At 62.8% G+C, this 23523-nt stretch carries 22 protein-coding genes and 3 pseudogenes; 11 read left to right on the forward strand and 14 right to left on the reverse strand.

The window, feature by feature from the left end:
* Window positions 1–123, forward strand: a pseudogene (locus CH289_RS03210) (sugar phosphate isomerase/epimerase); the annotation flags it as partial.
* Between the two features lie 273 nt (window positions 124–396).
* Here the strand turns inward: CH289_RS03210 and CH289_RS03215 are convergent.
* Window positions 397–1926 (reverse strand): MFS transporter, encoded by a 1530-nt coding sequence (locus tag CH289_RS03215; RefSeq protein WP_094727245.1) that lies wholly within the window; start codon window positions 1924–1926, stop codon window positions 397–399.
* Window positions 1927–1978: 52 nt separating this feature from the next.
* Here CH289_RS03215 and CH289_RS03220 point away from each other — a divergent pair, with 52 nt between their 5' ends.
* On the forward strand, window positions 1979–2632 hold the full coding sequence (locus tag CH289_RS03220) for a winged helix-turn-helix transcriptional regulator (protein ID WP_037161701.1): 654 nt from the start codon (window positions 1979–1981) through the stop codon (window positions 2630–2632).
* Window positions 2633–2711: 79 nt separating this feature from the next.
* On the opposite strand, the gene CH289_RS03225 is transcribed toward CH289_RS03220, so the two are convergent.
* Both CH289_RS03225 and CH289_RS03230 read right to left on the reverse strand, forming a co-directional pair.
* A complete protein-coding gene (locus CH289_RS03225) occupies window positions 2712–3554 on the reverse strand; it encodes an SDR family NAD(P)-dependent oxidoreductase (RefSeq protein WP_037161703.1) in 843 nt (280 codons plus the stop codon).
* The gene (locus CH289_RS03230; protein WP_037181708.1) at window positions 3551–4489 is read right to left on the reverse strand and encodes an alpha/beta hydrolase; all 939 of its coding nucleotides are present in this window, start codon (window positions 4487–4489) and stop codon (window positions 3551–3553) included. The genes CH289_RS03225 and CH289_RS03230 overlap by 4 nt, the downstream gene beginning before the upstream one ends.
* A 73-nt stretch (window positions 4490–4562) precedes the next feature.
* Here CH289_RS03230 and CH289_RS03235 point away from each other — a divergent pair, with 73 nt between their 5' ends.
* On the forward strand, window positions 4563–5189 hold the full coding sequence (locus tag CH289_RS03235) for a TetR/AcrR family transcriptional regulator (protein ID WP_037161707.1): 627 nt from the start codon (window positions 4563–4565) through the stop codon (window positions 5187–5189).
* Window positions 5190–5240: 51 nt separating this feature from the next.
* Here the strand turns inward: CH289_RS03235 and CH289_RS03240 are convergent, their stop codons facing one another.
* Entirely contained in the window at window positions 5241–5864 is a 624-nt protein-coding gene (locus CH289_RS03240) for a TetR/AcrR family transcriptional regulator (RefSeq protein WP_037181712.1), read from the reverse strand.
* Between the two features lie 233 nt (window positions 5865–6097).
* Here CH289_RS03240 and CH289_RS03245 point away from each other — a divergent pair, with 233 nt between their 5' ends.
* The 4 genes from CH289_RS03245 (at window position 6098) to CH289_RS03260 (ending at window position 11307) form a co-directional block, all read left to right on the forward strand.
* Window positions 6098–7732 (forward strand): MFS transporter, encoded by a 1635-nt coding sequence (locus CH289_RS03245; RefSeq protein ID WP_037181714.1) that lies wholly within the window; start codon window positions 6098–6100, stop codon window positions 7730–7732.
* 35 nt (window positions 7733–7767) lie between these two features.
* Window positions 7768–8769 carry an NAD(P)/FAD-dependent oxidoreductase gene (locus tag CH289_RS03250; RefSeq protein WP_037181949.1) on the forward strand — a complete coding sequence of 334 codons (1002 nt, stop codon included), beginning with the start codon at window positions 7768–7770 and terminating at the stop codon, window positions 8767–8769.
* Window positions 8770–8879: 110 nt separating this feature from the next.
* Window positions 8880–10100, forward strand: coding sequence for a low temperature requirement protein A (locus CH289_RS03255; protein WP_037181716.1), 1221 nt, complete (start codon window positions 8880–8882; stop codon window positions 10098–10100).
* A 133-nt stretch (window positions 10101–10233) separates the two neighbouring features.
* Complete coding sequence (locus tag CH289_RS03260; protein WP_019663366.1) at window positions 10234–11307, forward strand: alkene reductase; 1074 nt, start codon at window positions 10234–10236, stop codon at window positions 11305–11307.
* 105 nt (window positions 11308–11412) lie between these two features.
* Here the strand turns inward: CH289_RS03260 and CH289_RS03265 are convergent, their stop codons facing one another.
* The 5 genes from CH289_RS03265 to CH289_RS03285 all read right to left on the reverse strand — a co-directional run bounded on the left by CH289_RS03265 (window position 11413) and on the right by CH289_RS03285 (window position 15490).
* The gene (locus tag CH289_RS03265) at window positions 11413–12438 is read right to left on the reverse strand and encodes a methionine synthase (protein ID WP_179276709.1); all 1026 of its coding nucleotides are present in this window, start codon (window positions 12436–12438) and stop codon (window positions 11413–11415) included.
* 26 nt (window positions 12439–12464) lie between these two features.
* On the reverse strand, window positions 12465–13436 hold the full coding sequence (locus tag CH289_RS03270; protein ID WP_094727247.1) for a putative oxygenase MesX: 972 nt from the start codon (window positions 13434–13436) through the stop codon (window positions 12465–12467).
* 231 nt (window positions 13437–13667) lie between these two features.
* Complete coding sequence (locus CH289_RS03275; protein ID WP_019663369.1) at window positions 13668–14621, reverse strand: LysR family transcriptional regulator; 954 nt, start codon at window positions 14619–14621, stop codon at window positions 13668–13670.
* A 177-nt stretch (window positions 14622–14798) separates the two neighbouring features.
* Entirely contained in the window at window positions 14799–15089 is a 291-nt protein-coding gene (locus CH289_RS03280; RefSeq protein ID WP_020111294.1) for a winged helix-turn-helix transcriptional regulator, read from the reverse strand.
* Window positions 15086–15490 (reverse strand): VOC family protein, encoded by a 405-nt coding sequence (locus tag CH289_RS03285; protein ID WP_037181721.1) that lies wholly within the window; start codon window positions 15488–15490, stop codon window positions 15086–15088. The genes CH289_RS03280 and CH289_RS03285 overlap by 4 nt, the downstream gene beginning before the upstream one ends.
* Before the next feature lie 35 nt (window positions 15491–15525).
* Between CH289_RS03285 and CH289_RS03290 the strand changes: the two genes are divergently transcribed.
* The 3 genes from CH289_RS03290 to CH289_RS28975 all read left to right on the forward strand — a co-directional run bounded on the left by CH289_RS03290 (window position 15526) and on the right by CH289_RS28975 (window position 17598).
* Window positions 15526–16653 carry a DUF389 domain-containing protein gene (locus tag CH289_RS03290; protein WP_306427507.1) on the forward strand — a complete coding sequence of 376 codons (1128 nt, stop codon included), beginning with the start codon at window positions 15526–15528 and terminating at the stop codon, window positions 16651–16653.
* A gap of 335 nt (window positions 16654–16988) precedes the next feature.
* Entirely contained in the window at window positions 16989–17429 is a 441-nt protein-coding gene (locus CH289_RS03295) for a universal stress protein (RefSeq protein WP_037181723.1), read from the forward strand.
* A 22-nt stretch (window positions 17430–17451) separates the two neighbouring features.
* Complete coding sequence (locus CH289_RS28975; protein WP_371828313.1) at window positions 17452–17598, forward strand: universal stress protein; 147 nt, start codon at window positions 17452–17454, stop codon at window positions 17596–17598.
* A gap of 469 nt (window positions 17599–18067) precedes the next feature.
* On the opposite strand, the pseudogene CH289_RS28980 reads toward CH289_RS28975, so the two are convergent.
* The 4 genes and pseudogenes from CH289_RS28980 to CH289_RS28610 form a co-directional block, all read right to left on the reverse strand.
* A pseudogene (locus CH289_RS28980) lies at window positions 18068–19071 on the reverse strand (zinc-binding alcohol dehydrogenase family protein).
* Window positions 19004–19810: a hypothetical protein gene (locus CH289_RS03310; protein ID WP_244164874.1), complete on the reverse strand. Its 807-nt coding sequence runs from the start codon at window positions 19808–19810 to the stop codon at window positions 19004–19006. Before CH289_RS03310 ends, CH289_RS28980 begins: the two are co-directional and overlap by 68 nt.
* Window positions 19811–19868: 58 nt before the next feature.
* On the reverse strand, window positions 19869–20702 hold the full coding sequence (locus CH289_RS28605) for an ABC-2 transporter permease (protein WP_037161743.1): 834 nt from the start codon (window positions 20700–20702) through the stop codon (window positions 19869–19871).
* A gap of 385 nt (window positions 20703–21087) precedes the next feature.
* A pseudogene (locus CH289_RS28610) lies at window positions 21088–21552 on the reverse strand (ATP-binding cassette domain-containing protein); the annotation flags it as partial.
* On the opposite strand from CH289_RS28610, the gene CH289_RS28615 reads away from it, so the two are divergent.
* A complete protein-coding gene (locus tag CH289_RS28615; protein ID WP_244164907.1) occupies window positions 21472–21678 on the forward strand; it encodes a hypothetical protein in 207 nt (68 codons plus the stop codon). The pseudogene CH289_RS28610 and the gene CH289_RS28615 overlap by 81 nt on opposite strands.
* Before the next feature lie 76 nt (window positions 21679–21754).
* Here CH289_RS28615 and CH289_RS03325 read toward each other — a convergent pair whose 3' ends face one another.
* A complete protein-coding gene (locus CH289_RS03325) occupies window positions 21755–23494 on the reverse strand; it encodes a GAF domain-containing sensor histidine kinase (protein WP_052059981.1) in 1740 nt (579 codons plus the stop codon).
* Between the last annotated feature and the right edge of the window lie 29 nt (window positions 23495–23523).

The following is a 23523-nucleotide window of genomic DNA, read 5'->3' on the forward strand; positions in this document are numbered from 1 at the left end:
GCCCTGCACTCCGTGGACCCCGACATCGCCGTGAACATCGAACACGAGGACACCGCCTACGGCCCCCTCGAAGGGCTACAGATCGCCGTCGACACCCTCAACAAAGCCAAAGCGAACCTCTGATCGCACTGTCCCGTGTACTACCCGCTCGATTTGAAAAGCCCTCCCGGAGAATGTCTCCGGGAGGGCTTTTCAAGTGGTCACCATGGAAGTCGCGCCACTGCGTTACCTATAGCACTGTCTCGAACTCTTCTCCTCTTCATGCAAATCCTGGTCGAGGCTGTGTCCTTCGACGCCTCCGCTCGGGCACGATCACCGCGAGGATTGGTGAACACTCGATTGCCGCAGCGGCGATGCTCTCCCACTGTGTGTGAAGTGCACGTGGATGCGCCAAGGCTATTGGGGGCGCGACGGCAGGAATACTGCTGCGATGACGGCGCCGATTGCTGTGACAGTTGCTGCGACGTAGGAGCCTGCGGTGAGGCCGTCGAGAAATGCGGTGTTGGCAGCGGTGGTGATTGCGTCCGCTGTGGACGAATCGCCCGCTGCGCGTATCTGTTCGGAGGCGATGACGGCGCCGCCTATGGAGTCTTGTACGGCGGATGTGGCGTCGTCGGACAGGTTCGATGCGGTGTCGGATGTGGTCAGTCCGGAGGTGTACAGCGAGGCGTAGACGCTGCCGATGACAGCGACGCCGAGGGTGCCGCCCACTTCTCTGGTGGCGTCGTTCATGCCGGAGCCGATGCCTGCTTTCTCTTTCGGGACGGCGCCCATGATGGCTTCGGTTGCCGGTGCCGATGTCAGGCCTAGTCCGAGTCCGAGGGGAATCATCTGACCGGCGATTTCGAGGTAGCTGGTGGCGGTGCTGAGCGTGGAGATCCATGCGAACGCCGAGGTGAACAGGATCAGGCCGACGGAGACGACGATTTTGTTGCCGATGCGCACTGCCAGGACTGTGCCGAGGACGGAGCCGACAGCGATCGATGCTGCGACGGGTATGAACTTCAGGCCCGTCTCCAGTGGACCGTATCCGCGTACGAGTTGGAAGTACTGCGATATGAGGAATATGAAGCCGAACAACGCGAAGTAGGCGAAGGTGACCGACGCGCTTGCGGCGGTGAATCGCATGTTGGCGAAGAGGGTGACGTCGATCATCGGGTCGTTGTGATTGCGTTCCCACAACACGAGAGCGACGAAGAGCGCGGCTGCGAGGGTGAATCCTGCCAATGAGGCGATACTGGCCCAGCCGTGTTCGGGGGCTTCGATGACGGTGTAGACGAGGGTGCCGACGGCGAGCACGGACAGGACGAGGCCGCCGACGTCGATGCGCGGTGTGCTCGGGTCACGAGAGGTCGTCACGATGACGAGCACTGCGGTGATGGCTCCGAGGGCTGCAACGGCAAGCGCCAGGAAGACGCTGCCCCACCAGTAGTGTTCGAGTAGCCAGCCGCCGAGGATCGGTCCACCTGCGACGCCGACTCCGGTTGTTGCGCCCCAGATTCCGATCGCTTTCGCTTTTGCTGCTCGTTCGGTGAAGACGTTCGAGAGGATGGACAGGGTCGTCGGGTAGACGAATGCGGCACCGAGGCCCATCAGAGCTTGCCAGGCGATCAACTGTGCGGCGCTGTCGGCGAACGAGGCCCCTACTGCTCCGCCGCCGAAGATCGACAGGCCGAGGATGAGGGCGCCTTTGCGGCCGTAGCGGTCACTGAGGCTGCCGAATGCGAGGACGAAAGTCGCGAACAGGAGATTGTAGGCATCGACGATCCATTGGAGCTGTCGGTTGTCGGCGCGCAGTTCGAGCGCCAGAGAGGGGAGCGCGACGTTGATGGCGGTTGTGGCGAGGCTGATGGCCAGCGTCGCCGAGCACAGCACGATCAGTACCGGTAGGCGGGAGGGGGCTCGCAGTTGCAGTGGGGAGGTCACCGCTTGATTATTTCAAGTACAAGGTTCAGAAAGTCAAGTGTAAGCTTCGATCGTGAAGTCCTACGGTGAATTCTGTGCACTCGCTCGCGGTCTCGATGTGGTCGGTGATCGATGGACGATGTTGGTGGTGCGGGAGTTGCTGATCGGGCCGAGCAGATATTCGGACTTGCATCGGTCCCTGCCTGGTATTGCCACGAATCTGCTGGTTCAGCGGCTTCGCAGTTTGGAGGAAGCGGGAATTGTGGTGTCCACCGAGGAGGCGGCGCCGGTGTCGTCGCGGGTCTACTCGTTGACCGAGTGGGGTAGAGGTTTGCAGGCGCCGTTGGTCGAACTCGCCAGGTGGGCGTCGCCGCTCATGTCCGCCGGTGCAGGCGCGGATCACAGCCGCGGTCGGTGGCTGGTGTTCTCGGTCATGGCGCTGTTTCCGAAGCCCGAAGCCCTCCCTGCGAAGAAGCGGTTTCCGACGGTCACTGCGCGCATCGACGCTGACGGTGAAAGCGTGCTTGTGACGTCGGACATGTCGGGAGTGAACGCGACCGTCACGTGTTCTGGTGCACCTGCTGATGTCACCGTGACCGGAACGTCGGAACAGGTTTTCGCGACGCTGTCGGGTTCGACCGCGCGGCGCCCGCAGGCTGTGGTGTCTGGACCGGACACCAAAGTCGGACTGCTACGTCAGCTGACGGCGCTCGCTCTGACGGCATAGCCTGCGTTACCGCGTCGCGTCTCGCGCGGTGAGCGTGCCTCGGTCGCTCGAGCTTGATCTCGGCGCGTTGTGCCGGGCTTCATGACGGTGCTGCGTGCGAGGCGAGTTCTACTGCTCGCGGGATCACATTGTGGCGAAACCCGATTCGGTCGGTGATGGGACGGATGAGTCCGGGTATGCGGGCGGCGAGGGCGTTCGAGCGGGTGGGGACGATCATGTCGGATCGATTCTCGATTCCTGTCACCGCGGCGGCGACGACGGTGTCCAGTGGGATCATCTTGAACAGGCCCGCGCGGTTGCCGCCCCACAACGTGGTGGCCACTGGGTCCGTTTGCACGGCGTCCATCATCGGTGTCTGGAAGAACGTCGGGTGAAGGCTTCCGACCCCGACGCCACGGTGACGCAGTTCAAGGCGAGTCGCGTCGCACAGCGCCCAGACGCCCGCTTTGCTTGCGACGTACGGGCCGTTCAGTGGCGAGTGGACGAAGGCGGCCATCGAGGAGATCGCCAGCAGATATCCGCGCCGCTCGACGACGTGGGGCAGCGATGCTTTGAACGTTCGCCAGACTCCACTGAGGTTGACGTCGATGATTCGTTCCCACAGGGCAGGGTCCATCGATTCGAGCGGTTGCACAGCGGCGATGCCCGCGTTGGCAATCACAACATCGACTCGCCCGAAATGTCGGGCCGCCGAGCCGACCGCCGACTGGATGCTGTCGAGGTCGGTGACGTCCACGGCCCACCCCCGGGCAACGGCCGCCGGGCCGAGAGTGCGAGCTTGTAGGGCTGCCGCGTCGCCGTCCAGGTCGAGAAGGGCCAGATTGGCGCCGCGCGAGCGCAGTGCTGTCGCCAGGGCGGAACCGAGTCCGCCGGTGGATCCTGTGATGACGACTGTGCGGCCGGCAAGGTTGTAGTCGATCACGCTCGTGTGCCTTTCGTTTCGGTGTCATTCTTTTCGGTGACGGGAACGTGCCGACCCAGGAAGTCGAGTTGGTCGGCGATGTTGCGCTCGAAATCGGCACCGACGTAGATGTCGAAGTGGCCGGCGTCGTAGAGCTTTATCTCCGCGCGTGGAGAGCGTGCGGCGTACCGCTGGGTCGGGATCGGCGGTGCAACGCTGTCGCGCTCGCAGATGGCGTAGAAAATCGGGCACTTCACTTTGCTCGCACTGCGTCCCGGGAAATGGCGGACGATGTCGAGTCCGAATCGAGCTGCGACGTCTCGGCGTACGTCCATGCCCGGTGGGATCAGCGCAGTGATACCGGCAGCGCTGTCCGGACTGGTCATGAGCGAGGTCGACCCAGGCGGGCCGTAGGTGTCGATCATCACCGGCGGTCGGCCGAACTTGGCCCCGACGGCATCACGCACCGCGCGGCCGGTCACTTTCGCGGCGACAGGGAGGGGGATGGCTCGTGCTGCGGCGAGGCCGTCGGTGAACGGGCACTGAGTGATCACTGCGGCGACATCGGGGTTGCGTGCGGCGGTGACGATGACGTGTCCGCCGCCGAAGGAGGTTCCCCACAACACGATGCGGGCGGGGTCGACGGTGTCCAGGGTGCGCGCGTGGGCGATTGCGGCGTTCCAGTCGCCGAGTTGCGTATCGATGTCGAGAAGTTGCCGCGGCTCGCCGGTGCTTTCACCGAAGTGGCGGTAGTCGAACACGAGGCACAGGTAGCCCATGGCGGTGAACCGTCGAGCGAAAGCGTCGAGTCCCATCTCCTTGATTCCCCCGAGGCCGTGGCCCATCACGATGATCGGACGGCTTCTGCCGCCCTGGTGGGGCTCGTCGGTCGGTGTGTACAGCCAGGCGGCGCACTGGCCGTCGCCGGACGGGAATCGGTCGTCGGTGCGTGTCATAGGCACACAATATGTAAGAGGTTCCAAAAATGGAAGTAGTTACATGAATTGAATGGGCTACAGTTACGCGGTGATGGCCGAAACAGGAACGACGCGCACTCAACGGCGCGCAGCTGCCAACCGCCGGTCGGTGCTCGAGGCCGCACGCAGCATCATCGCTGCTCATGGCGTCGGGGCGCTCACCCTCGAGGCGGTAGCCGAGCAGGCGGATGTCGCTGTACAGACCATCTACAACCGTGTCGGGGGCCGCTCGGCGCTACTCACCGCAGTAGCGGAGGAGGCGCTCGACGAAAGTCGCGTCTACATGGACGCTGCGTACGAATCGGAAGGGACGGTGGAGGAACGCCTCCTGCTTGTCGCCGCCGCCTACGCACGGTTCGCGCGAGAACGTCCTCACGAATTCCGGATTCTGGTCGAACCGCCCGATGAATCCGACGCGGTCGAGCGGATCGCAGCGCTCACCCAGGCTCAGAACGCCCGCCTCGCAGAGGTTCTGAGGGAGGGCGCCCGCTCCGGATCGGTCAGAGCCGACTTGGATCCGGACGACCTCGCCACCACCCTGTGGGCGGCGTTGAACGGTCTGCTCTCGCTCGCCTGGCGACCGGGAAACCTGGGAGCCGATCCCGCGACGATCGACAGGCTCCTCGCCGTCTACCTCATGGCCGTTCGCGACGGGCTACGGGACCACGACCCGAGCTAGCAAAGTCCCGACGCACGATCCATTGCGGCGGCTGTGGCATACGTGCGCGCCCTACCGGTGTCGAGGGCGGGGCAGTAGCGCGAACGCATTTTCGGCGATCGATGTCATCCGGGCGGGGCTGTGGCCATGTGCGCCAACCACATCGAGTCCGCGGACGATGCTGATCAGAAGGTAGGCGAGGTCGTCGGGGTCCGCGTCGGCGTCGATGTCGCCGTGGCGTTGGGCGGCGCGCACGCATTCGGATACCGCGGTCACCATCGTCGAGAAGCAGGCGTTGGCAACGCGTTCCAACTCGGGGTCGGAGCTGCCCAGCTCGAGGGCTATTTTGGCGGCGAAGCACGCCGCCGCTGCTCGGTCGGGCGCGGGCGGAACGTCGGCAGCGAGAGGGACGCCGTTGACGGCGCGCAGCAGGAATTGGTGCAGCCGTTCTAGAGCACCGTCGTCCGGTCCGGCGAGCGCCTTGGGGACGAAATGCGCCAGCCGAGCGGAGTATCCGGACAGGGCTTGAAGCAACACGCCGTGCTTGCCGTCGAACGCGGCGTACAAGCTGCCGCGGCCCAGGCCGGTAGCGGCGCTGATGTCGTCGACACTCGTGCCGTTGTAGCCGGTGGTGCGGAACTGACGCTCCGCGGCATTGAGGACGTGTTCTCGGTCGAACGTTCGTGGTCGTGCCATGCCTCGAAGGTAGGCCGCGCCCGAGTAATTGACAAGTCAGTACAGAACCGCCTACGTTATGGAACATTGAGTACATAACCGAACGGGACCGACTCGCCCCTGGTTTGGGTCCACGGTCCGGCCGACCGCATCGGCCGCTGCACCGGTTCGCGCCCTCATGTGATTCGACCCCCGATACGCACTGTCAACCGACTGGCCCGCAGATTCGGACCCTTCTATCTCAGGAGTAACTGATGCCTTTACTTGCGAGAACACCCGTCACAGATATGTCGACTCCCTACCCGCGGCGGTGGTGGGCTCTGCTGGTGCTGTGTCTTAGTCTGCTGATCACGGTCATGGCGAACACGTCGCTGATCGTCGCCGCCCCCGATCTGACTGCGGATCTGGGCTTGAGCAGTAGCGATCTGCAGTGGGTCGTCGATGGATACACCGTCCCGTACGCGGCGCTCATGCTGGTGCTGGGCTCGATCGGTGACAAATACAGTCGACGTGGTGCGCTGATCCTGGGGCTGTCGCTGTTCGCCGGTGGTTCGATTATCGGCAGCATGGTCGACGAGACCACGATGCTGATCGCAGCCCGGGCAATCATGGGTATCGGAGCCGCTGTCGTGATGCCGGCCACGCTGTCACTGCTGGTAGCGACGTTTCCCCGCGACGAACGAGGCAAGGCCGTCACCGCATGGGCCGCAACATCCGGGGTGGCGGTTGCTGTTGGACCCCTGGTCTCGGGCTGGTTGCTGGAGGACCACGGTTGGGGTTCGACGTTCTTGATCAACGTCCCGATCGCGGCCCTCGCCGTCGTTGCAGCGCTCGTTCTGGTTCCGCCGTCGAAGGCCGAGAACATGGGCCGCATCGACTACGTGGGTGGTCTGCTGTCCATCGTCACCCTCGGTTCCTTGATCTACGGCGCCATCGAGGGTCCGCATTCGGGTTGGGACGCAGGCCCCGTCGCGGCCATCGTCGTTGCCGCTGTCGGTCTGGCGGGGTTCGTTGCCTGGGAGTTGCGTCATCCGCATCCGATGCTGAACGTCCGTAAATTCGCGCTGCGGCCGTTCACCGGTTCGATGCTCGCGGTGCTGGTCTTTTTCTTCGGAATGTTCGCGGTGCTCTACTATTCGACGCAATTTCTGCAGTTCGTCCTCGGTTACGACGCTCTCGCTACGGGCGTACGCCTGCTGCCGTTGGGCGCCGCTGTTTTTCTCGGATCTGCGATCACCGGGAAGTTCACTCCACAGTTGGGGGTCAGGGCGATGGTCGTCGGCGGATTGATCATCGGAACGGCAGGGATGTTCCTGCTCACCAGGATCGACGATGGCTCGACGTATATCGACTTCCTCACTCCGTTGCTGATGCTGGGCTTGGCTCTTGGCGTGAGCATCGCGCCGGCGACCGACACGATCATGGGGACCTTCCCAGAATCCGAGTTGGGCGTCGCAGGAGGTGCCAACGACACAGCGCTCGAACTGGGCGGGGCGCTGGGCATCGCAGTGCTGGGATCGGTGCTGGGCACCGCATATCGCGACGAACTGACCGACCTGGCGGCAGATCGGCTTCCTGCCGAAGCGATGCAGATCGCCAAGGACTCGGTCGGTGGTGGATTGGCGGTCGCAGAGCAGGTCGCGCAGAGTTCCGCTGCCGGACCCGAGACTGCCCGAGCAATCGTCGAGGCCGTCCAACAGTCCTTCGCCTACGCTGTCTCCCACACCAGCCTCATCGGTGGCATCGTCATGGCCACCGGAACAATGATCGTCCTCGCTGCTCTACCGGGCCGACGAACCCTCACGCCCACGAGCGTCGAGCCTCCCGTCGAGAGCTCTGTGACCGCTCGCCCAACCGACCCGACGCCCACCACACCAGTCAGAGGGTGACCCTGGATATGTCGAACAACCGGAGGCAGGAAACCATGACCGCTACGACACCGACTTACCAGAGTGATGCCGTTGCCGAGGAAATCGTCGATGTGGTGGTGATCGGCGGAGGCGCCGCGGGGCTCAACGGAGCACTGATACTCGCTCGTTCCCGGCGCTCGGTCGTCGTGATCGACAGCGGATCCCCGCGCAATGCACCTGCAGCGTCGATGCACGGGTTCATCGTCCTGGACGGAATGGCGCCGCAGGAGATTCTCCGCCGGGGCCGAGAGCAGGTGCGCCAGTACGGCGGCCTCGTCGTCGACGCCGAGGTGATGGCAGCCGAGCCTGCGCCCCCGTCCGCGCGCGGGGACCTGCGGTTCACTGTGACTCTCGCCGACGGTCGAACCATCACTTCCCGTCGCATTCTGATCGCCACCGGACTCACCGACGTGTTGCCGGAATTGCCCGGGCTGGTCGAACACTGGGGCGATAGTGTGCTGCACTGTCCGTACTGCCACGGATGGGAGGTGCGCGATCAGCCCATCGGCATCCTCGCCACCGGTCCGGTATCGATCGTTCACACGTTTCTGTTCCGCCAGCTGACCGAGGACCTGATCTATTTCACCCAGGGCACCGACCTCGACGACGACGACCGTGATCGTTTCGCAGCCCGCGGTATTCGCATCGTCGACACTCCTGTCACCGAGATCGTCGACGACGACAATGGTGCGCTCGCCGGGCTGCGACTGGCCGACGGACAGATCGTGGCCCGGAGTGTGGTGGCCGTACTCGCACAACTGCGAGCCCGCATCCAGGGACTGGAAGGTCTGGGCCTGCCGGTGCATGAACCGCCGAACATAGGTGTCGGTTTCGCCTCCGGCATCGCCGGCGCTACCGAAGTGCCGGGTGTGTGGGTGGCGGGGAACGCCACCGATCTGACTGCCCAGGTCGGTCCCTCGGCGGCGGCCGGTGCACTGGCCGGCGCGGACATCAACAGAATGTTGGCCATCGCCGACACCGATGCTGCCCTGCACGAGAAACGCCGGGAAGCTTGACGACTCGAATGCTGTCTACAGCTTCTCACGGCACAGTTCGACGCAGTTGTGGCGGGATGTGCTCCAACTCTGGTCGAGGTTGAGTTGGACCGGGTGGGGTATGTGTCGGCATGGACGATTACCCCGAAACACATGCGGACGGTGATTCCGGGGCCGATCAATCCACCCCGGTGTTTCAGCCGCCTCGACTTCGAACCAAGGACGATCGTGCCGCAACGCGGCTGGAGCTGTTCTTCGATCTCGCTTATGTGCTGGTTGTTCATCAGCTCGCGATCGGCTTGAAAGACGACCTGGGGTGGCACGGGGTAGCGGTGTTCACCGGACTGTTCGCTGTCACCTGGTGGTCGTGGGTGACGACTACGTTGTACGCCAACAGATTCGACACGAACGACGTTCTCTATCGGGTGCTCAAACTGGCCGCGACGTTCGCGGTCGCGGTGATGGCGGCGAGTGCGACCACGGCCATCGGTGGTAGCGGCACCGTCGCGTTCGGCATCGGATACATCGCGACCCGGGTGCTTCTCGCCGGGCTCTACTTCCGTGCGTGGCGGCATATCGCCGACGTACGGGCCACCATCGATCTCTATCTCGCGGCGACGGTCATCAGCATCGTGATCTGGACGATTTCGCTGTTCGTTCCGTCGCCGCTCACCTACGTCCTGTGGGCGGTAGGCATCGCTGTCGAGGCGGCTGCTCCGTTCGCGGCGACCCGGTGGGGTCAGAACGTGCCGCTTCACCTCGACCATCTTCCGGAACGCTTCGGACTCTTCGTCATTCTCGTCCTGGGTGAATCGGTTTCGGCCGTCGTGCTCGGGATGCGTGACACTTCGTGGGCCTGGTCGTCATTGTCGGTGGCAGCACTGGGATTCACCATTGCGGCTGCCGTGTGGTGGATGTACTTCGACATCGCCGGTGCGGAAGCCAAGTTCGAGATCCAGGACGACGATCGGGCGGTGGAAAGCGGTCGCGCCGATGGGTATGTCTACGGCCATCTTCCTGTTGCTCTGGGGGTCGCGCTGCTCGGTGTGGGGATTCAGCAGTATGTTCTGCATCCCGTCGGAGAGCTGACCGACGCGGGCCGTTGGATCCTGTGCGGCGGGGTCGTGCTGTTCGTCGTCGGGATCTGTTCCATCCTCGGGTGGAGCTCGGGTGATTGGAAGACTGTGATGCCATGGCCGGGGCTGGCGATCCCCGCCGTCCTTGCGGTGGGCGCCGTGGACGGCGCACTCCCGTTCGCATCGGCCGTCGTGCTCGCTGTCGGTGCCATCATCGCCGTGGTCACGGGGATCGTCCGGCGCCAGCGAAGTCCGATCGAGACAACGGAAACCTGACGCGCCGGTAGCGACACGCGACGTCCCGTCGCACACCCCTCGATGGTGACGATCATCTCTGACCGGAATACCTGACTGTTCTCCGACGGTTAGCCGATGTAAGTATCGCCCCCGTCTGGAAAGAGTCGAATCAGTGAAGTTGTTTTCTCCGTTGACGCTAGGTGCCCTCGACCTCGAGAACAGGCTTGTGATGGCTCCGCTCACGCGGGTGCGGTCCGGGCGTGACGGAGTTCCCGGCCCGCTGGTGGTCGAGCACTACCGTCAGCGTTCCTCGCTCGGTCTGATCGTCACCGAAGGCACTTATCCGTCGCACGCGGGTCAGGGATTCCCCGGCCAACCCGGCCTCGTCACGCCCGAGCAGATCGACGGCTGGAAGAATGTCGCCGACGCCGTGCACGCCGAGGGTGGTCTGATCGTTGCTCAGGTCATGCACGCAGGCCGTGTCACGCACGAGGCGACAACAGGCGGCTACGAGGTCGTCGCCCCGAGCGCGATCGCCATCGACGGTGAGACACGGACCTACGACGGGAAGAAGCCGTACCCCGTGCCTCGCGCCCTGACGACCGACGAACTTCCTTCGGTGATCGAGGAATTCGTCCAAGGAGCCAAGAACGCCATCGCAGCAGGATTGGACGGCGTCGAGATTCACTCCGCCAACGGTTACCTGCTGCACGAGTTCCTTTCGCCCGCATCGAATCAGCGTGACGATGCCTACGGCGGCACACCCGAGAACCGCGCGAAGTTCGTCGTGGAGGTCGCACAAGCGGTCGCCGACGCCATCGGAGCCGACCGCGTCGGAATCCGAATCTCGCCCGAGCACAACATTCAGGATGCGCTCGAAACCGACCGCGACGACGTACACGCGACTTACGCCGCCCTGGTGAAGGGGATCGCTCCGCTGGGTCTGGCGTTCCTGAGTGTGCTGCACAAGGATCCGTCGGGTGAGCTCGTCCAGGATCTGCGCCGCACCTTCGGCGGTCCTGTTCTCGTCAACAGTGGATTCGGCGAAATCACCAGCAGGGACGAAGCTCTGTCGCTGGTCGACGACGGATTCGGTGACGCTGTCGTGGTAGGCCGTCCCGCCATCGCCAACCCGGATCTGGCCCGCCGATGGAAGGAAGACCTTCCACTGAACACTCCGGACCAAAGCACCTTCTACTCGGACGGTGCAGAGGGATACACCGACTACCCGGCACTACAACACTGAAACGACCTGGGGGGAGGAGCACCCGTTCCTCCTCCCAGGTTTGCACTGGGACTGGACGTGCCTTGCAACGGATGTGTCGCAAGGTATTCGGGTGCCGTCGCGCCGCTAGGACAGCTCGCGTCGCACGAGGTCGGTCCCGGCGGCGAGCGTGCGCATCTTTTCTCGCGCGACCCGTCGATCGAGAGGCGCCATACCGCAATTGGTGCTCGAATACAGTTTGTCCGCGTCGACGAACGGGAGGGCGCGTCGAAGGGTGGCGGCGACTTCCTCGGGCGTCTCGATGGTGCTACTCGCAACATCGATCGCTCCCAGCATGACTTTCTTGCCCCGAAGCAATTCGATCACGTCGACCGGTACCCGCGAATTGTGGCTCTCCAGCGACACGATGTCGATCGAAGACTGTCGCAGCAGTGGAAACGACTGCTCGTATTGACGCCACTCTGCCCCGAGCGTCGCCTTCCAATCGGTGTTGGCCTTGATGCCGTACCCGTAGCAGATGTGCACGGCAGTCTCGCAGCTCAACCCGTCCGTGGCACGCTCGAGCATCGCCACGCCCCAGTCCTTCAGTTCATCGAAGAACACGTTGAACGCAGGCTCGTCGATCTGGATGATGTCCACGCCTGCCGCTTCCAGGTCCTTCGCTTCCTGATTCAGCGCCGTCGCGAACTCCCACGCAAGCTTTTCGCGGCTCTTGTAGTGGTCGTCGTAGAGTGTGTCGACCATTGTCATCGGACCGGGCAGGGCCCACTTGATCGGCTGGTCGGTTGTCGCTCTGAGGCGGGCGGCGTCGTCGGCGAACACAGGCCTTTCGCGGCTGACTTCGCCGATTACCGTTGGAACACTTGCGTCGTAGCGGTCTCGAATTCGTACGGTCTCGCGTCGATCGAAGTCGACGCCGCTGAGGTGCTCGATGAACGTGGTCACAAAGTGTTGACGGGTCTGTTCACCGTCGCTGACTATGTCGAGCCCGGCTTGCTTTTGCTCGTGCGCCGCAAGGGCTTGGGCGTCGAGTTTCCCTTCGCGCAGTTCGTCCTCTCGCAACTTCCATGGGGACCACAGCTTTCCGGGCTCGGAAAGCCAGGAGGGCTTGGGCAGGCTACCGACGATCGAGGTGGGTAGGAGGGTGTTCATCTCTGGTACCTTTCGGTTCTGCGGGCTCAGGCCGTCTGCGCGAAAGCCCACCGTTCGAGAACGGCGCCGTACGGTTCGATGAGATTTACCTCGGTGAACTTTCCTTGGGTGGTTGCGAGGCCGGTGCGCTCGACACGGTCGTAACTCACCTGTGGCAGTGAGTAGTTGCCGTTGTCGAGGCTGGGCCGATATACGTGCGCCGCTGCGGTATTCGAATTGTAGATTTCGGGGCGGTAGATCTTCTGAAACGTTTCCATCGTCGCGATCGTTCCTGCAAGCGCGAGTAACGAGTAGTCGTTGAGCAAGTCGCCGCGGTGGTAGAAGGCAAGTGGAGCGGCGGAACCGCGAGGCATGAAGTATCGCGCGCGGAGCCCCATCTTCTCGAAGTACCGGTGGGTGAGCGACTGCTCGTCCGCCACGTACTCCACCCCGAGAATCGGATGGTGATTGGAAAGTCGGCGGTACGTCATGGACGTCGAGACACTGATGCAGATGACCGGCGGCTGCGAGAATCGTTCGCGATACTCGTCGGACTCGACGAAACGCTGGAAGACCTGCCCGTGCAGGTCGCCGAAGTCGCTGGGGATTCCCGTCGCCCGGTGCCCCGGGAGCCGAACACTGAAATCGTAATCACGAATGTACGACGAGAAGTTGTTCCCGACGATTCCCTCGGTGCGGGATCCGGTCTCGATGTCGACGATGTCGACATCGAGCACTTCGATCACCGGGAATGCGGATCCATCCCCGGCCGACGCGAGATGCAGGTCTACGGAAACGATGTCGAGGTCGAGCCTGTAGCGGTCACCACGGGGGTTGTCCCAGTGCACCAACTCGTTGACACGGGTATTCATCATCGTCACCGCATTGCGCAGATTCTGTCGGCGACCCTCGCCCCGTGCGAGATTCGCGAAATTCGTCGTACTGCGCGAGCTGGTCGACGGTGTGTAGTCCTCGTCGAAGCGTGTCGTATCGATGCTGAAGGCACAGTCGTTCGTCATTGTGGAGAGTTGCCCCGATCATGTGCGGTAACTACAGCGACGAGGGCGTCGCCGCACGGCTGATTGCTTGGTTCTGTGCAGCACTTCGGCCCACCGCATCCTCTTGCCCCAGATGGACTCTCGGGCCGAGATACTCGAAGATCGGGGGCGCAAAGTGACGCGAAAATGAGTGTAGACAGACCGACCGTCATAGGCTAATTGCTTCGAACGATAGCTGGATATAGCGAATGGCTATCCCAGAAGATCGACTCCGAATCCTGAGACGACGTCGCGCATCTCCAGCACGAATCGCCGGGCCTGAGCGGTCAAGGACACCGAGGCATGACCGATCCAACCGATCTCGATTCGTTCGTCCACGTCCAAAGGTACGGCGACGATGGACGGATCGAGATCGTCCGAGACGATGCCGGTAGAGATCGTGTATCCAGCCAGACTGATCATGAGGTTGAAGATGGTCGCCCGATCACTCACCCGGATGTCCTGCTTCGACGAACGGGTGGAGAGGATCTCTTCAGCCAGGTAAAAGGAGTTGTTGGCGCCCTGGTCGAAGGTGAGCCGGGGCAGATCCTCCAGATCACTCAGCGTCACGCTCGTTCGTTCTGCGAGCGGATTCGTGCGGGCGACGAAAATGTGCGGCGACGCCAGAAACAGCGGCGTGAACACCAGTCCGGCTTCGCGAATCAACTTGTCGATCACGTTTGCGTTGAACTCGTTGCGATACAGCACACCGAGCTCACTTCGCAGTGTGCGAACGTCCTCGATGATGTCCCACGTACGGGTCTCGCGAAGAGTGAACGCATATTCTGCCGCTTCGGATGCCTTCACCATCCGGGCAAAGGCGTCGACGACGAACGAGTAGTGCTGAGTCGACACGGCCAGCAGCCGCCGGGAGGGTCCGCGGCCCAGATAGCGTTGTTCCAGGAGCTCTGCTTGCTCGACCACTTGACGCGCATAGCCTAGGAATTCCGCCCCGTCCTCGGTGAGCGTCACGCCGCGGGTCGAGCGAAGGAAGAGCGTACGCCCTACGCGATTCTCGATGTCTTTCAATGCGGACGACAGGGTCGGTTGCGCGACGTAGAGAAGGTCGGCCGCGGCACTGATGGATCCCTCGGCGGCCACTTCCACGAAGTACCGCAACTGCTGAAGGGTGATTCCCCGCGCCGTCCCTGCGATGCCACGCGCCATAGCGAGAACTTATCGCATTGGTACACGACGCGGACGCTGGTGCTGGAGTCACGCTGTGTTCGTGTCCGCGGGTTCTCGAAGGCGTCCATCTCGATTGCGATACGCCGCGCGAGTAAGGGGTGGACTCGGCAAGTCGAACCTCGCCCGACGACACCGCTGCGAACCCAAACGGCCGACTCATCCTCGGCGTTCTGTGTGCACTGCCCAACGTCCGAGCGCGTCGATCGCTGTGCGCAGGGCATGTCCGCGTTCGGTGAGTGCGTAGGCTCTTGTGTTGTGCTTCAACGGAAGACGGGTCAACACGCCTGCGGCTTCGAGTTCGCGCAGACGGGTCGCGAGCATGTTCGTCGGCGTTCCGAGATCGCGCTGGAGATCGCCGTAGCGTTGCGGCCCGTCGAGCAGTCGCTCCACGATCAGTAAAGCCCACCGAGCGCCGACGACGTCGAGCGCTGCGGCGAGGTCGCTCATGCGGGCGTGTCGACGTCCGGCTTCATCCAGAACGGGGAGTAGTGATAGCCGTCGGGGTCGTCGAACTGGCGCTGGTACATGAACGGGTAGTCGTCGGTGTCACCGATTCGACCACCGGCGGCGCCTGCACGTTCGACGAGTTCGTCGACGGCCTCGCGGCTGGCGAGGTCGAAGGAAACGGTGACCTTCGACGGGGTACCCGGCCCTCCGATCAACTCCTCGGTACCTCCGACGCTTGCGTACATCTCGCGGCTACCGAGCATGACGTATTGCCCGGGCGTGATCGAGAAGCACGAGACGTTGTGGTCGGACATCTCTGCGTTGAGGGTCCAGCCGAGGGCGGTGTAGAAGGTGGTGGCGCGCTCGACATCGTCGACTGGGCAGGTGATGAAGAGGCTCATGCCGTTAACACTTGCAAAATGCAAGTGTGCTGTCAATGGACAGTGCACAGGCGATGGCCCTCAGTCGCGCCACAGCGCTTCCGGGAACCCTCCGATCGCGGGACACCTATCCGATCGGCCGCCGCGAGATGGCAGTCGGGGATACTCGTTGTGAGCCGGCCATCGAGCTGGACGCACGCCGATCACGTGCAACAGGCCTGAGGAGGCAGAACGTGCTGCATCTACGCGTCATCTCGCCGAGCGCGCGAACAAGCGATCTGCTGCGCGTGCTGTCCGAGGAACCCGCGGCTACGCACAAAACCCTCGCAGTCGGCGCGGCGATCGATCCACCCGGCGATGTCGTCGAGGCAGATGTAGCGCGCGCCTCCGCCAACGACGTGCTGATTGCGCTCAGTGCGCAGAACCTACCGAATATCGGTGCCATCCTGCTCGAGCCGACCGGAACCATGCTGTCCGAAGCCGGAGATCGGGCCAACGCGGCGGCTGGTCGAACACCGGACAGGGCAGTGGTGTGGGAACGGTTGCTCGGCCAAGTTCGTGAGGGCGCGAGGCTCACTCCTACATTCGTCGCCTATCTGGTCATTGCATTCTTGCTGTCGGCAGTGGGCGTTGCCACCGCGTCACCGTTGATCTTGGTGGGCGCGATGGTGGTCGGGCCGGAATTCCGCCCGCTGGCGGCGATGTCCGTGGGTCTGGTCCGCCGTGACACCACGTTGATACGCACCTCGGCACGCACTCTCGCGATCTCGTTTCCCGTTGCCGCCGTGATCACGGCTCTGGCAACACAGCTTTGGATCCGCCTCGACTGGATCGGGGTGGGTGACGTCGAGGAAGCACGCGCATTCGACTTCATCTACCAGGTGGGTCCGTTTTCACTGGTGGTGGCACTGCTCGCAGGCGCCGCGGGAATGCTGGCTGTGGTTTCGTCGACGTCCAGTGTTCTGGTCGGCGTTTTCATTTCCGTGACGACGGTGCCCGCGGCCGGATTGGCCGTCGTCGCGGTGTTCGCCGGGAAATGGAACGTGGTGTGGAGCTCTCTAGCCCAACTCGGTGTGAACCTCATCGGCATCGTTCTCTCCGGCGTGGCCGTGCTGCTGGTGTTCTCGTTCGCGTCGCCGCGTACCGACCGGTCATCGATCAGCCGCGCACTGCCCCAGGAATAGCACGTGCCACGGCACGATGAGCCGTACACACGCCGAGATCACCCGGCTGGGCACCGGTTGCGCGGACCCGTCGACGCCCACCACGACCGCGGTGGACTGTGGAAACGGTGGGTAGTGCACAGCGGTCTCCTCCATGACCTCATGGTCGCGGTTCGACGTCTGTCGGCACAGAGGCATCGGTCCTTTGTTCGGTGGCCTGCTACGAAGGACCAAGGTCTCGAAGGGCCCCTCGTTACATAGTGCCTTTGTGCTCTGGGGACGAAGACGACCGCCTTGCACGCTGAACACAGTCAGCGTCGAACGGCGTTCGCTCTACTAAGAATCGGAGACCGACCATGACGGTATGGAGCAATCATCGACAGATCGTGGTCGGCATCGACGGTTCCGAGAACTCGTTCGGTGCATGCCGATGGGCGGCCGACGTAGCAGCGCGGTTGCGATTACCCATGCATCTGTTGAGCGCGATCGAATCTCGGGTAATGGATTATCGAGAGTTCGATATCTCGGGACGTGGAGATTGGGACGACCACGCGCAACACGCCGCGCGTGCCTTCTTGATCGAAGCCGAGAAGATCGTCTCGGATCGTGCGCCCGGCGTGGAGGTCACCACCGAGGTCTCAGGCGACTTCGTCACCCGAGCGCTATTGAACAATTCAGATCACGCCCACATGCTCGTGGTGGGGCGGTCGGGACTCGGATCGTTGGGTGGGGCTCTTGTGGGATCGACGACCCAAGTGGTTGTATCCAGAGGGCAAAGTCCAGCGTGTGCTGCGTGAGGGGAGCCCGGCGCACACCCTCATGCACGCAAGCGAGGACAACCAGCTCATTGTCGTCGGGAGTAGAGGACACACGGGGCTGGTGGGTGCGATAGCTGGTTCGACAAGCAGAAACTTGCTGTACCAAGCGAAAGTTCCTTTGATGGTCTGTCGGCCTCCGCGGAGGTGAGTCCGTACCGCCCCGGCACACTATAGGGCTGATCACAGGTGACAGAGCACTGAATCAAGCATCGGAACCACCGAGGGACAGCGAATGGAGAGAGCTCGCGGAGAGTTGTTCGGGGTCCGTGACATGTTGCTCGCGCATCATCTCCCGGATTCGGTCTTCGACCGCACGAAGCTGCTCCGCGAGGGGGGCTGCGCATCAGCGCTCTCTCGTGGTCGAGATGGCGCGTCCACGCTGTCAGCGCCTGAGCGATCGTCAGAGGTTGCCCACAGAATTCGAGATTTCGACCACGCTGGGGATCGTCGAGATCGGACATGCGATCGGTCTCCTCGCTGCACGAGGGAGTATCCCTTCGGTGCGTACAACGACGCTACGAACGGAGCCTCGAACCTCGGCAGAGCACTAAGTCATCTGATGAGATCCTGTTGTCCCGAGCAGCTCCGTGAGGTAACGACCCGCAGATCCGGACCAGTTACATCACGATGACGCCCGCGCCGGCGAAACGTCCGTGTTTCAAATCGTGGAGAGCAACCGGAACTTGCTCGAAATCGTAACGTGTAGTGGTCACGTCGAGATGCGTGTCTCCGCATCGCTCCAGAAAGGTTCGGGCATCCTCCCGCGTATTCGCCTCGATGCTGAGAATTGTCTTTTCGTGAAACAGATGCTGTTCGTGGTTCAGCACAGGAACATCACTCATGTGGATCCCGGCCAACACCAGGGTGCCGCCCGGTGCCAGTGCCGCGAGTGCCGCAGGGACGATGTCTCCCACCGGAGCGAAAACAACGGCAGCGTCGAGCTTTTCGGGTGGCGAGTCATATGTGTCCTGTGCAGATTCGAGTCCGAGAGACAAGGCAAGTTCCCTGGCGGAAGATTCCCGGGTCATCACGTGCACAATCGTGCCTTCGGAGTGCGCGAGTTGGCCGACGATGTGGGCGCTTGCCCCGAAACCATACAGTCCGAGTTTGTAGCATGGTGGGAGATCGGCTCGAGACAGTGCTCGATATCCGATGATTCCTGCACACAACAGCGGGGCGAGTTCCGTTGTGGTGTAACCGTCGGAAAGTGCAAGGGCATAGTCCTCAGGCAAAGTGCAAGGGCATAGTCCTCAGGCACGGTCGTCCAGTCGGCGAACCCGCCGTGCTCGTCCCAACCGGTGTATCTGGACTCACTGCACAAGTTCTCATGTCCTGTCCTGCAGTGCGGGCAAGTGCCACACGTGTAGCAAAGCCACGGGATTCCGGCCAACTGCCCGACCTGGAAGTCGGACGCGGTCGCAGGTCCGATCTCCGCGACCCGGCCGACCACATCGTGGCCCGGGGTCACGTGAGGCCGATGAACAGGAAGATCCCCTTCGACTCAGTGCAAGTCTGTCCTGCACACACCACACGCCTCGACATCGACCAACAGTTCACCCCGACCGGGTTGCGGCCTCCGGTTCCGATGGTGCACGACTTTCGCGCCCGCACACGAACGTATCGACTCGTCTCGATCGATGCAGCCGCCGAATGTCCTCTCGTCGAGAGGAATTGGTCATTCGAAACCAAGTGCTTCGGGTCCTCGCCGAGTTGGTTCGCCTTTCAGGGCGTGCTGCGGCGTTGGACCGGAGCGTGCGCAGCATCTTTCTGCTCATGACGAATCCGATCGGTTCGACGAGCGAGTGGCCGAAAGTAAGGCGACTGGCCAACGACCCACCGTGCGCGTATCTTCCTCGTTCGATCAACCTCGTTCCACCGTCGGCGGCGGGTCGGAGATGGAACGACCACAATGCGCTGTCCAGCAGTGTTGGACCAGGGCCGACCAGAACCAGCGTCGTCTCGTGCTCGATAATCGTCACCGTCAACGGCGGTGATTTCGGGTGTAGTGCAACGAGGTCGCCTACATCGAGGTGTTGAAATGCCGGATCGATTCCCTCCGCATGGGTGATGTGGCAGCCGACCATGTTCTCGAGAGTGCGATAGCTGTAGAAACCCGCGCGTTGCTGTCCTATCTGAACCAACCACGGCCACAACTGCCGCGCCGAGCAGTCGACGGTAACCGCATGCGTGTAGGTCCAGGACGGCGTGGGTACCGAATCATCACCGGGCAACACCTCGCCTATCTCCGAGATGGATGCGCCCCACGTTGTTCGCCACCGCCGCAGCGGCTTTGCTGCGATCAGATGAAAAGCGATGAGTGCCGCACCGCCGAGGGACTGGAGAGTACTGTTCGTCGCCAACCCGATCCGCGATCTTCTCTGCGTGGGAGCGAGGCTGGAGCCTGACGGTCCTCGGCGGTTATGCATCTCGGCGCCGGAGCAAGTATGCGGCGAGGCATATCAGCGCTGCTGCCCAGATCGCCGCGACTCCGAATCCCTGCCACGGTGACAGGAGATCGCCGGGCGCCTGCATGGGTGAGGCGATCAAACTGCCGGCCTGAGAGGGCAGATAGGCTTGGATGTGGTGACCCACAGTCCCCGGAAGCAATTGAGCCAATGGCGCCAGCACGAGGACGAAAGCGATTATCCCGGTGACGGCCCCGGCAGTGTGTCGGACCATCGCGCCGATCGCGATAGCCATCACGCCGAGCAGTGAAAGATACAGTCCCGCACCGATCACCGCCCTGAAGACGCCCGGATCGCTCAGAGAGACCGAAGCGCGCGAGCTCATCAGCGCGGACCCTAGCAAGAACGCTGGAAACGCGGCGATCGCGCTGACGACGAAGACAACGGCCATGAAGAGTACCGATTTGGCCACCAGCACGGGGAGTCGCTTCGGCACGGCCATCAGACTTGCTCGGATGGTGCCGCTGGAGTATTCGCTGGTGACGACGAGTACGCCCAGAACACAGACGGCGAGCTGTCCGAGTTGAAAGCCGGCACCCAGAATCTGTCGCGCAGGGTCGGCGACGATTTGTGTCTGTGCTACCGGATCCACGTTGTCCCAGTAGGCGATTGTGAACCAACTGAACAGTGCCGTGAAGCCGATGGTGATCAGAACGAACAGAGCGAGTGACCACACAGTCGATCGCAAGGATACGAGTTTGGTCCATTCGGATTGCAGCAGGGCATAGATCTCGGAACTGCGTCGAACCGACGGAAGCGAATCGGCCAGAGATACGGTGGCGCTCATCTCGTTTGTCCTTCGAAGGTCGCCGATACCAGCGGGGGCAGTTCATGTGGGTAGGGGGATGCGTGAGCGCCATGAATGCGTCTTCCAGCGTGGCTTCCACGGGCCTGAGTTCGTAGACCACAATGCCGTGCAGGTCGGCTAGTTCACCTACGCGGCGAGCCGATATTCCGCGCACGGTCGATGCGTCGTGAGACTCCATAGTGGCACGGCCGCCCTCTGCCGCAATGAACTCGGCGAGTCCGGAGGGATCAGACGATTTGACCACGACAGATGCGTGGCTGGTGCGTGCGATCAACTCTTCGGTGGTGCACTGCGCGATGAGCCGCCCGTGCTCGATCACGATCAGATTGTCCGCTGTCTGCGCCATCTCACCCATCAGGTGGCTGGAGACGAATATCGTCTTCCCTTCACTTGCCAAATGTCGCATGAGATTGCGCATCCAGTAGATCCCGTCTGGATCCAAACCGTTGATGGGTTCGTCCAGGATGTATACACGCGGATCGCCCAGCATCGCAGCCGCGAGTCCCAACCGCTTGCGCATACCCAGGGAAAATGACCCCGCGCGTTCGTCCCGGACCTCGCGTAGACCGACCAGTTCCAGGACCTCGTCGATGCGGGATGTCGAAATCAGTTGTGTTCGAGCGAGAAAGAGAAGGTGGTTGTAGGCCGATCGTCCCGCGTGTACCGCCTCGGAGTCGAGCAGAGTGCCGACAGTGCGCAGCGGATGGCGGAGCTGAACATAGTTGACACCACCGATAGAGGTCGAACCGTGAGTGGGGTGGTCGAGCCCGACGATCAAACGCATGGTGGTGGACTTGCCCGAGCCGTTCGGCCCCAGGAAACCGGTCACGGCGCCGGCCTCGACGACGAACGAGAGATTGTCGACAACGATCTTGCCGCCGTAGCTCTTGCTGAGTTCTCGCACTTCGATCGGATGGCTCACCTGATGCATGACGGACTCCCCTTCGGTCGGTGACACGATGGCGTCGAGTGTCGTCGTCTGCATCGCACCCGAGTAGAGGCTTTGTGCCCTCAGAACCATCGGTGCCTGATCAGGGGAGCGGCGCTGACCAGGTGAGTTTTGTGCCGCCCGTTGCGTTCGCGGGTCCGGTCGTCATGCTGCCGCCGTTGTCGACCGCACGTGAGAGCATGTTCTTCAGACCGCTCGTCGCTGCTCCGTCCGGGATGCCGACACCGTCGTCGGTGATCTCCATTCTGAGGTCGTCCGCGACGTCGAATGCGATGACGAGATTTCGGGCGTCGGCGTGACGGACGCAATTGCTGATGGCCTCGCGTAGGACGGCCAGCGCGTGTGTGGCGAGGGTCGAGTCGACGGCGGAGAGCGGGCCGGTGACGCGTACCGATGTTCGTAGCTCGGTGCCGGCGGTCATTTCCTCGACGACGTCGTTGATCTGCCGCCTCAATCCCAGAGTGGCGTCTGGGGTCTGAAGGTCGAAAATGGCCGATCGGATGTCGTGGACCGTGTCCTGCAGATCGTCGATCGTTGTGGACAGGCGTGTCCGAAGTGCGGGGTCGGCTGTTCGTTGCACGGTGCTCTGCAGCGACAGTCCGGCGGCGAAAATTCTCTGGATGACCCGATCGTGAAGGTCTCGGGCGATGCGGTCGCGTTCGGCCAGAACGTCCAATTCCCGCAACCTCCGTGCGTCGGTGGCCATCCGAACAGCGACCGCGGCCTGATCTGCGAACGCAGATACCAAATCGAGTTGATCGTCGTCGAAGGGGGTTCGGTTGGACCTTCGTAGTACGACCAGCACTCCTGCGACGCGATCCGACGCCTGCAGAGGCGAGATGAGTGCGGGGCCGTACGCGGCCTGCGTGGCTGCTGTGGCGTTGTACTCGAGTCGGTCGACTCGCAGGGGTGAACGGCTGCGGAACGCCGTACCCGATGTCGACCCGTAGACCGGAAGCGCGCTGCCCAGGATGTTGTCCGGGTGATCCATCGGGGAACCGGACGCGATCCCGATCAAGAGTTCGGTGACGTTCTCCGGGGACGCGTCCGGGTCGTCGGGTGTCGCGATGAACGCGAGGTCGGCGTCCGTCAGCTCCCGGGCTTTGTCTGCGACGGTTTGCAGGCCCACATCGGCGTCGGTACCGCCGAGCAGTTCGGTGGCGATGTCGCGGGTGGCTTCGAGCCACGATTGACGGGTGCGAGCCTCGTCGTACAGGCGCGCGTTCTCGATGGCGACGCCCGCCGCGGACGCCAGGGCCTGGATGACTGCCTCGTCGTCGTCGGTGAATGAGTGCCCGTTGTTCTTCTCGGTGAGGTAGATGTTGCCGAACACTTCGTTGCGCACACGAATCGGGGCGCCGAGAAACGAGTTCATCGGTGGGTGGCCGGGAGGAAAACCGATCGAGGACGGGTGATCGGAGAGGTGGTCGAGACGGATTGCGCGGGGTTCGTCGATGAGCAGGCCGAGAACACCACCGCCGGTGGGCAGCGGACCGATACGCGCGGCGCTTTCCTCGTCGATTCCATGAAAGATGAAGGCACTCAGTTCATGATTGTGGCCACGTACTCCCAGTGCTCCGTACCGGGCATCGACGAGTTCGGTCGCCGCCACGACGATCGTCCGCAACGTATGTTCCAGATCGAGCCCTTTGGAGACGACGAGCATTGCATGCAGCAGGCCGTCGAGTTGTTCTCGGGCGTCGACGATTTTGCCGATTCGCTCCTGAACTTCGCCCAGCAACTCGCGCAGGCGCAGCTGCGACAGCGTGCCTTTCAATTCACCGGTGTAATTGTGCCCGGTGTCGTACGGGTTTCCGACCACGCGGACAGTATGCGCGTCACGACCCTCGG

The sequence above is a fragment of the Rhodococcus sp. RS1C4 genome (assembly GCF_002258225.1).
Taxonomy (GTDB): Bacteria; Actinomycetota; Actinomycetes; order Mycobacteriales; family Mycobacteriaceae; genus Rhodococcoides; species Rhodococcoides fascians_E.

Bases quoted from the DNA above. Each gene is read 5' to 3' on its own strand.
- CH289_RS03285 (WP_037181721.1), bottom strand. From the start codon at position 15,490: ATGAGCCTCTTCATCACCTGCCCAGTCGACGATGTCGAGCGCGCCACC.
- CH289_RS03235 (WP_037161707.1), top strand. From the start codon at position 4,563: ATGGCCGAAACAGGAACGACGCGCACTCAACGGCGCGCAGCTGCCAAC.
- CH289_RS03250 (WP_037181949.1), top strand. From the start codon at position 7,768: ATGACCGCTACGACACCGACTTACCAGAGTGATGCCGTTGCCGAGGAA.
- CH289_RS03240 (WP_037181712.1), bottom strand. From the start codon at position 5,864: ATGGCACGACCACGAACGTTCGACCGAGAACACGTCCTCAATGCCGCG.
- CH289_RS03255 (WP_037181716.1), top strand. From the start codon at position 8,880: ATGGACGATTACCCCGAAACACATGCGGACGGTGATTCCGGGGCCGAT.
- CH289_RS03280 (WP_020111294.1), bottom strand. From the start codon at position 15,089: ATGAGCGACCTCGCCGCAGCGCTCGACGTCGTCGGCGCTCGGTGGGCT.
- CH289_RS03245 (WP_037181714.1), top strand. From the start codon at position 6,098: ATGCCTTTACTTGCGAGAACACCCGTCACAGATATGTCGACTCCCTAC.
- CH289_RS28975 (WP_371828313.1), top strand. From the start codon at position 17,452: ATGCACGCAAGCGAGGACAACCAGCTCATTGTCGTCGGGAGTAGAGGA.
- CH289_RS28605 (WP_037161743.1), bottom strand. From the start codon at position 20,702: ATGAGCGCCACCGTATCTCTGGCCGATTCGCTTCCGTCGGTTCGACGC.
- CH289_RS03270 (WP_094727247.1), bottom strand. From the start codon at position 13,436: ATGACGAACGACTGTGCCTTCAGCATCGATACGACACGCTTCGACGAG.
- CH289_RS03230 (WP_037181708.1), bottom strand. From the start codon at position 4,489: ATGACACGCACCGACGACCGATTCCCGTCCGGCGACGGCCAGTGCGCC.
- CH289_RS03265 (WP_179276709.1), bottom strand. From the start codon at position 12,438: ATGAACACCCTCCTACCCACCTCGATCGTCGGTAGCCTGCCCAAGCCC.
- CH289_RS03275 (WP_019663369.1), bottom strand. From the start codon at position 14,621: ATGGCGCGTGGCATCGCAGGGACGGCGCGGGGAATCACCCTTCAGCAG.
- CH289_RS03295 (WP_037181723.1), top strand. From the start codon at position 16,989: ATGACGGTATGGAGCAATCATCGACAGATCGTGGTCGGCATCGACGGT.
- CH289_RS03290 (WP_306427507.1), top strand. From the start codon at position 15,526: ATGGACAGTGCACAGGCGATGGCCCTCAGTCGCGCCACAGCGCTTCCG.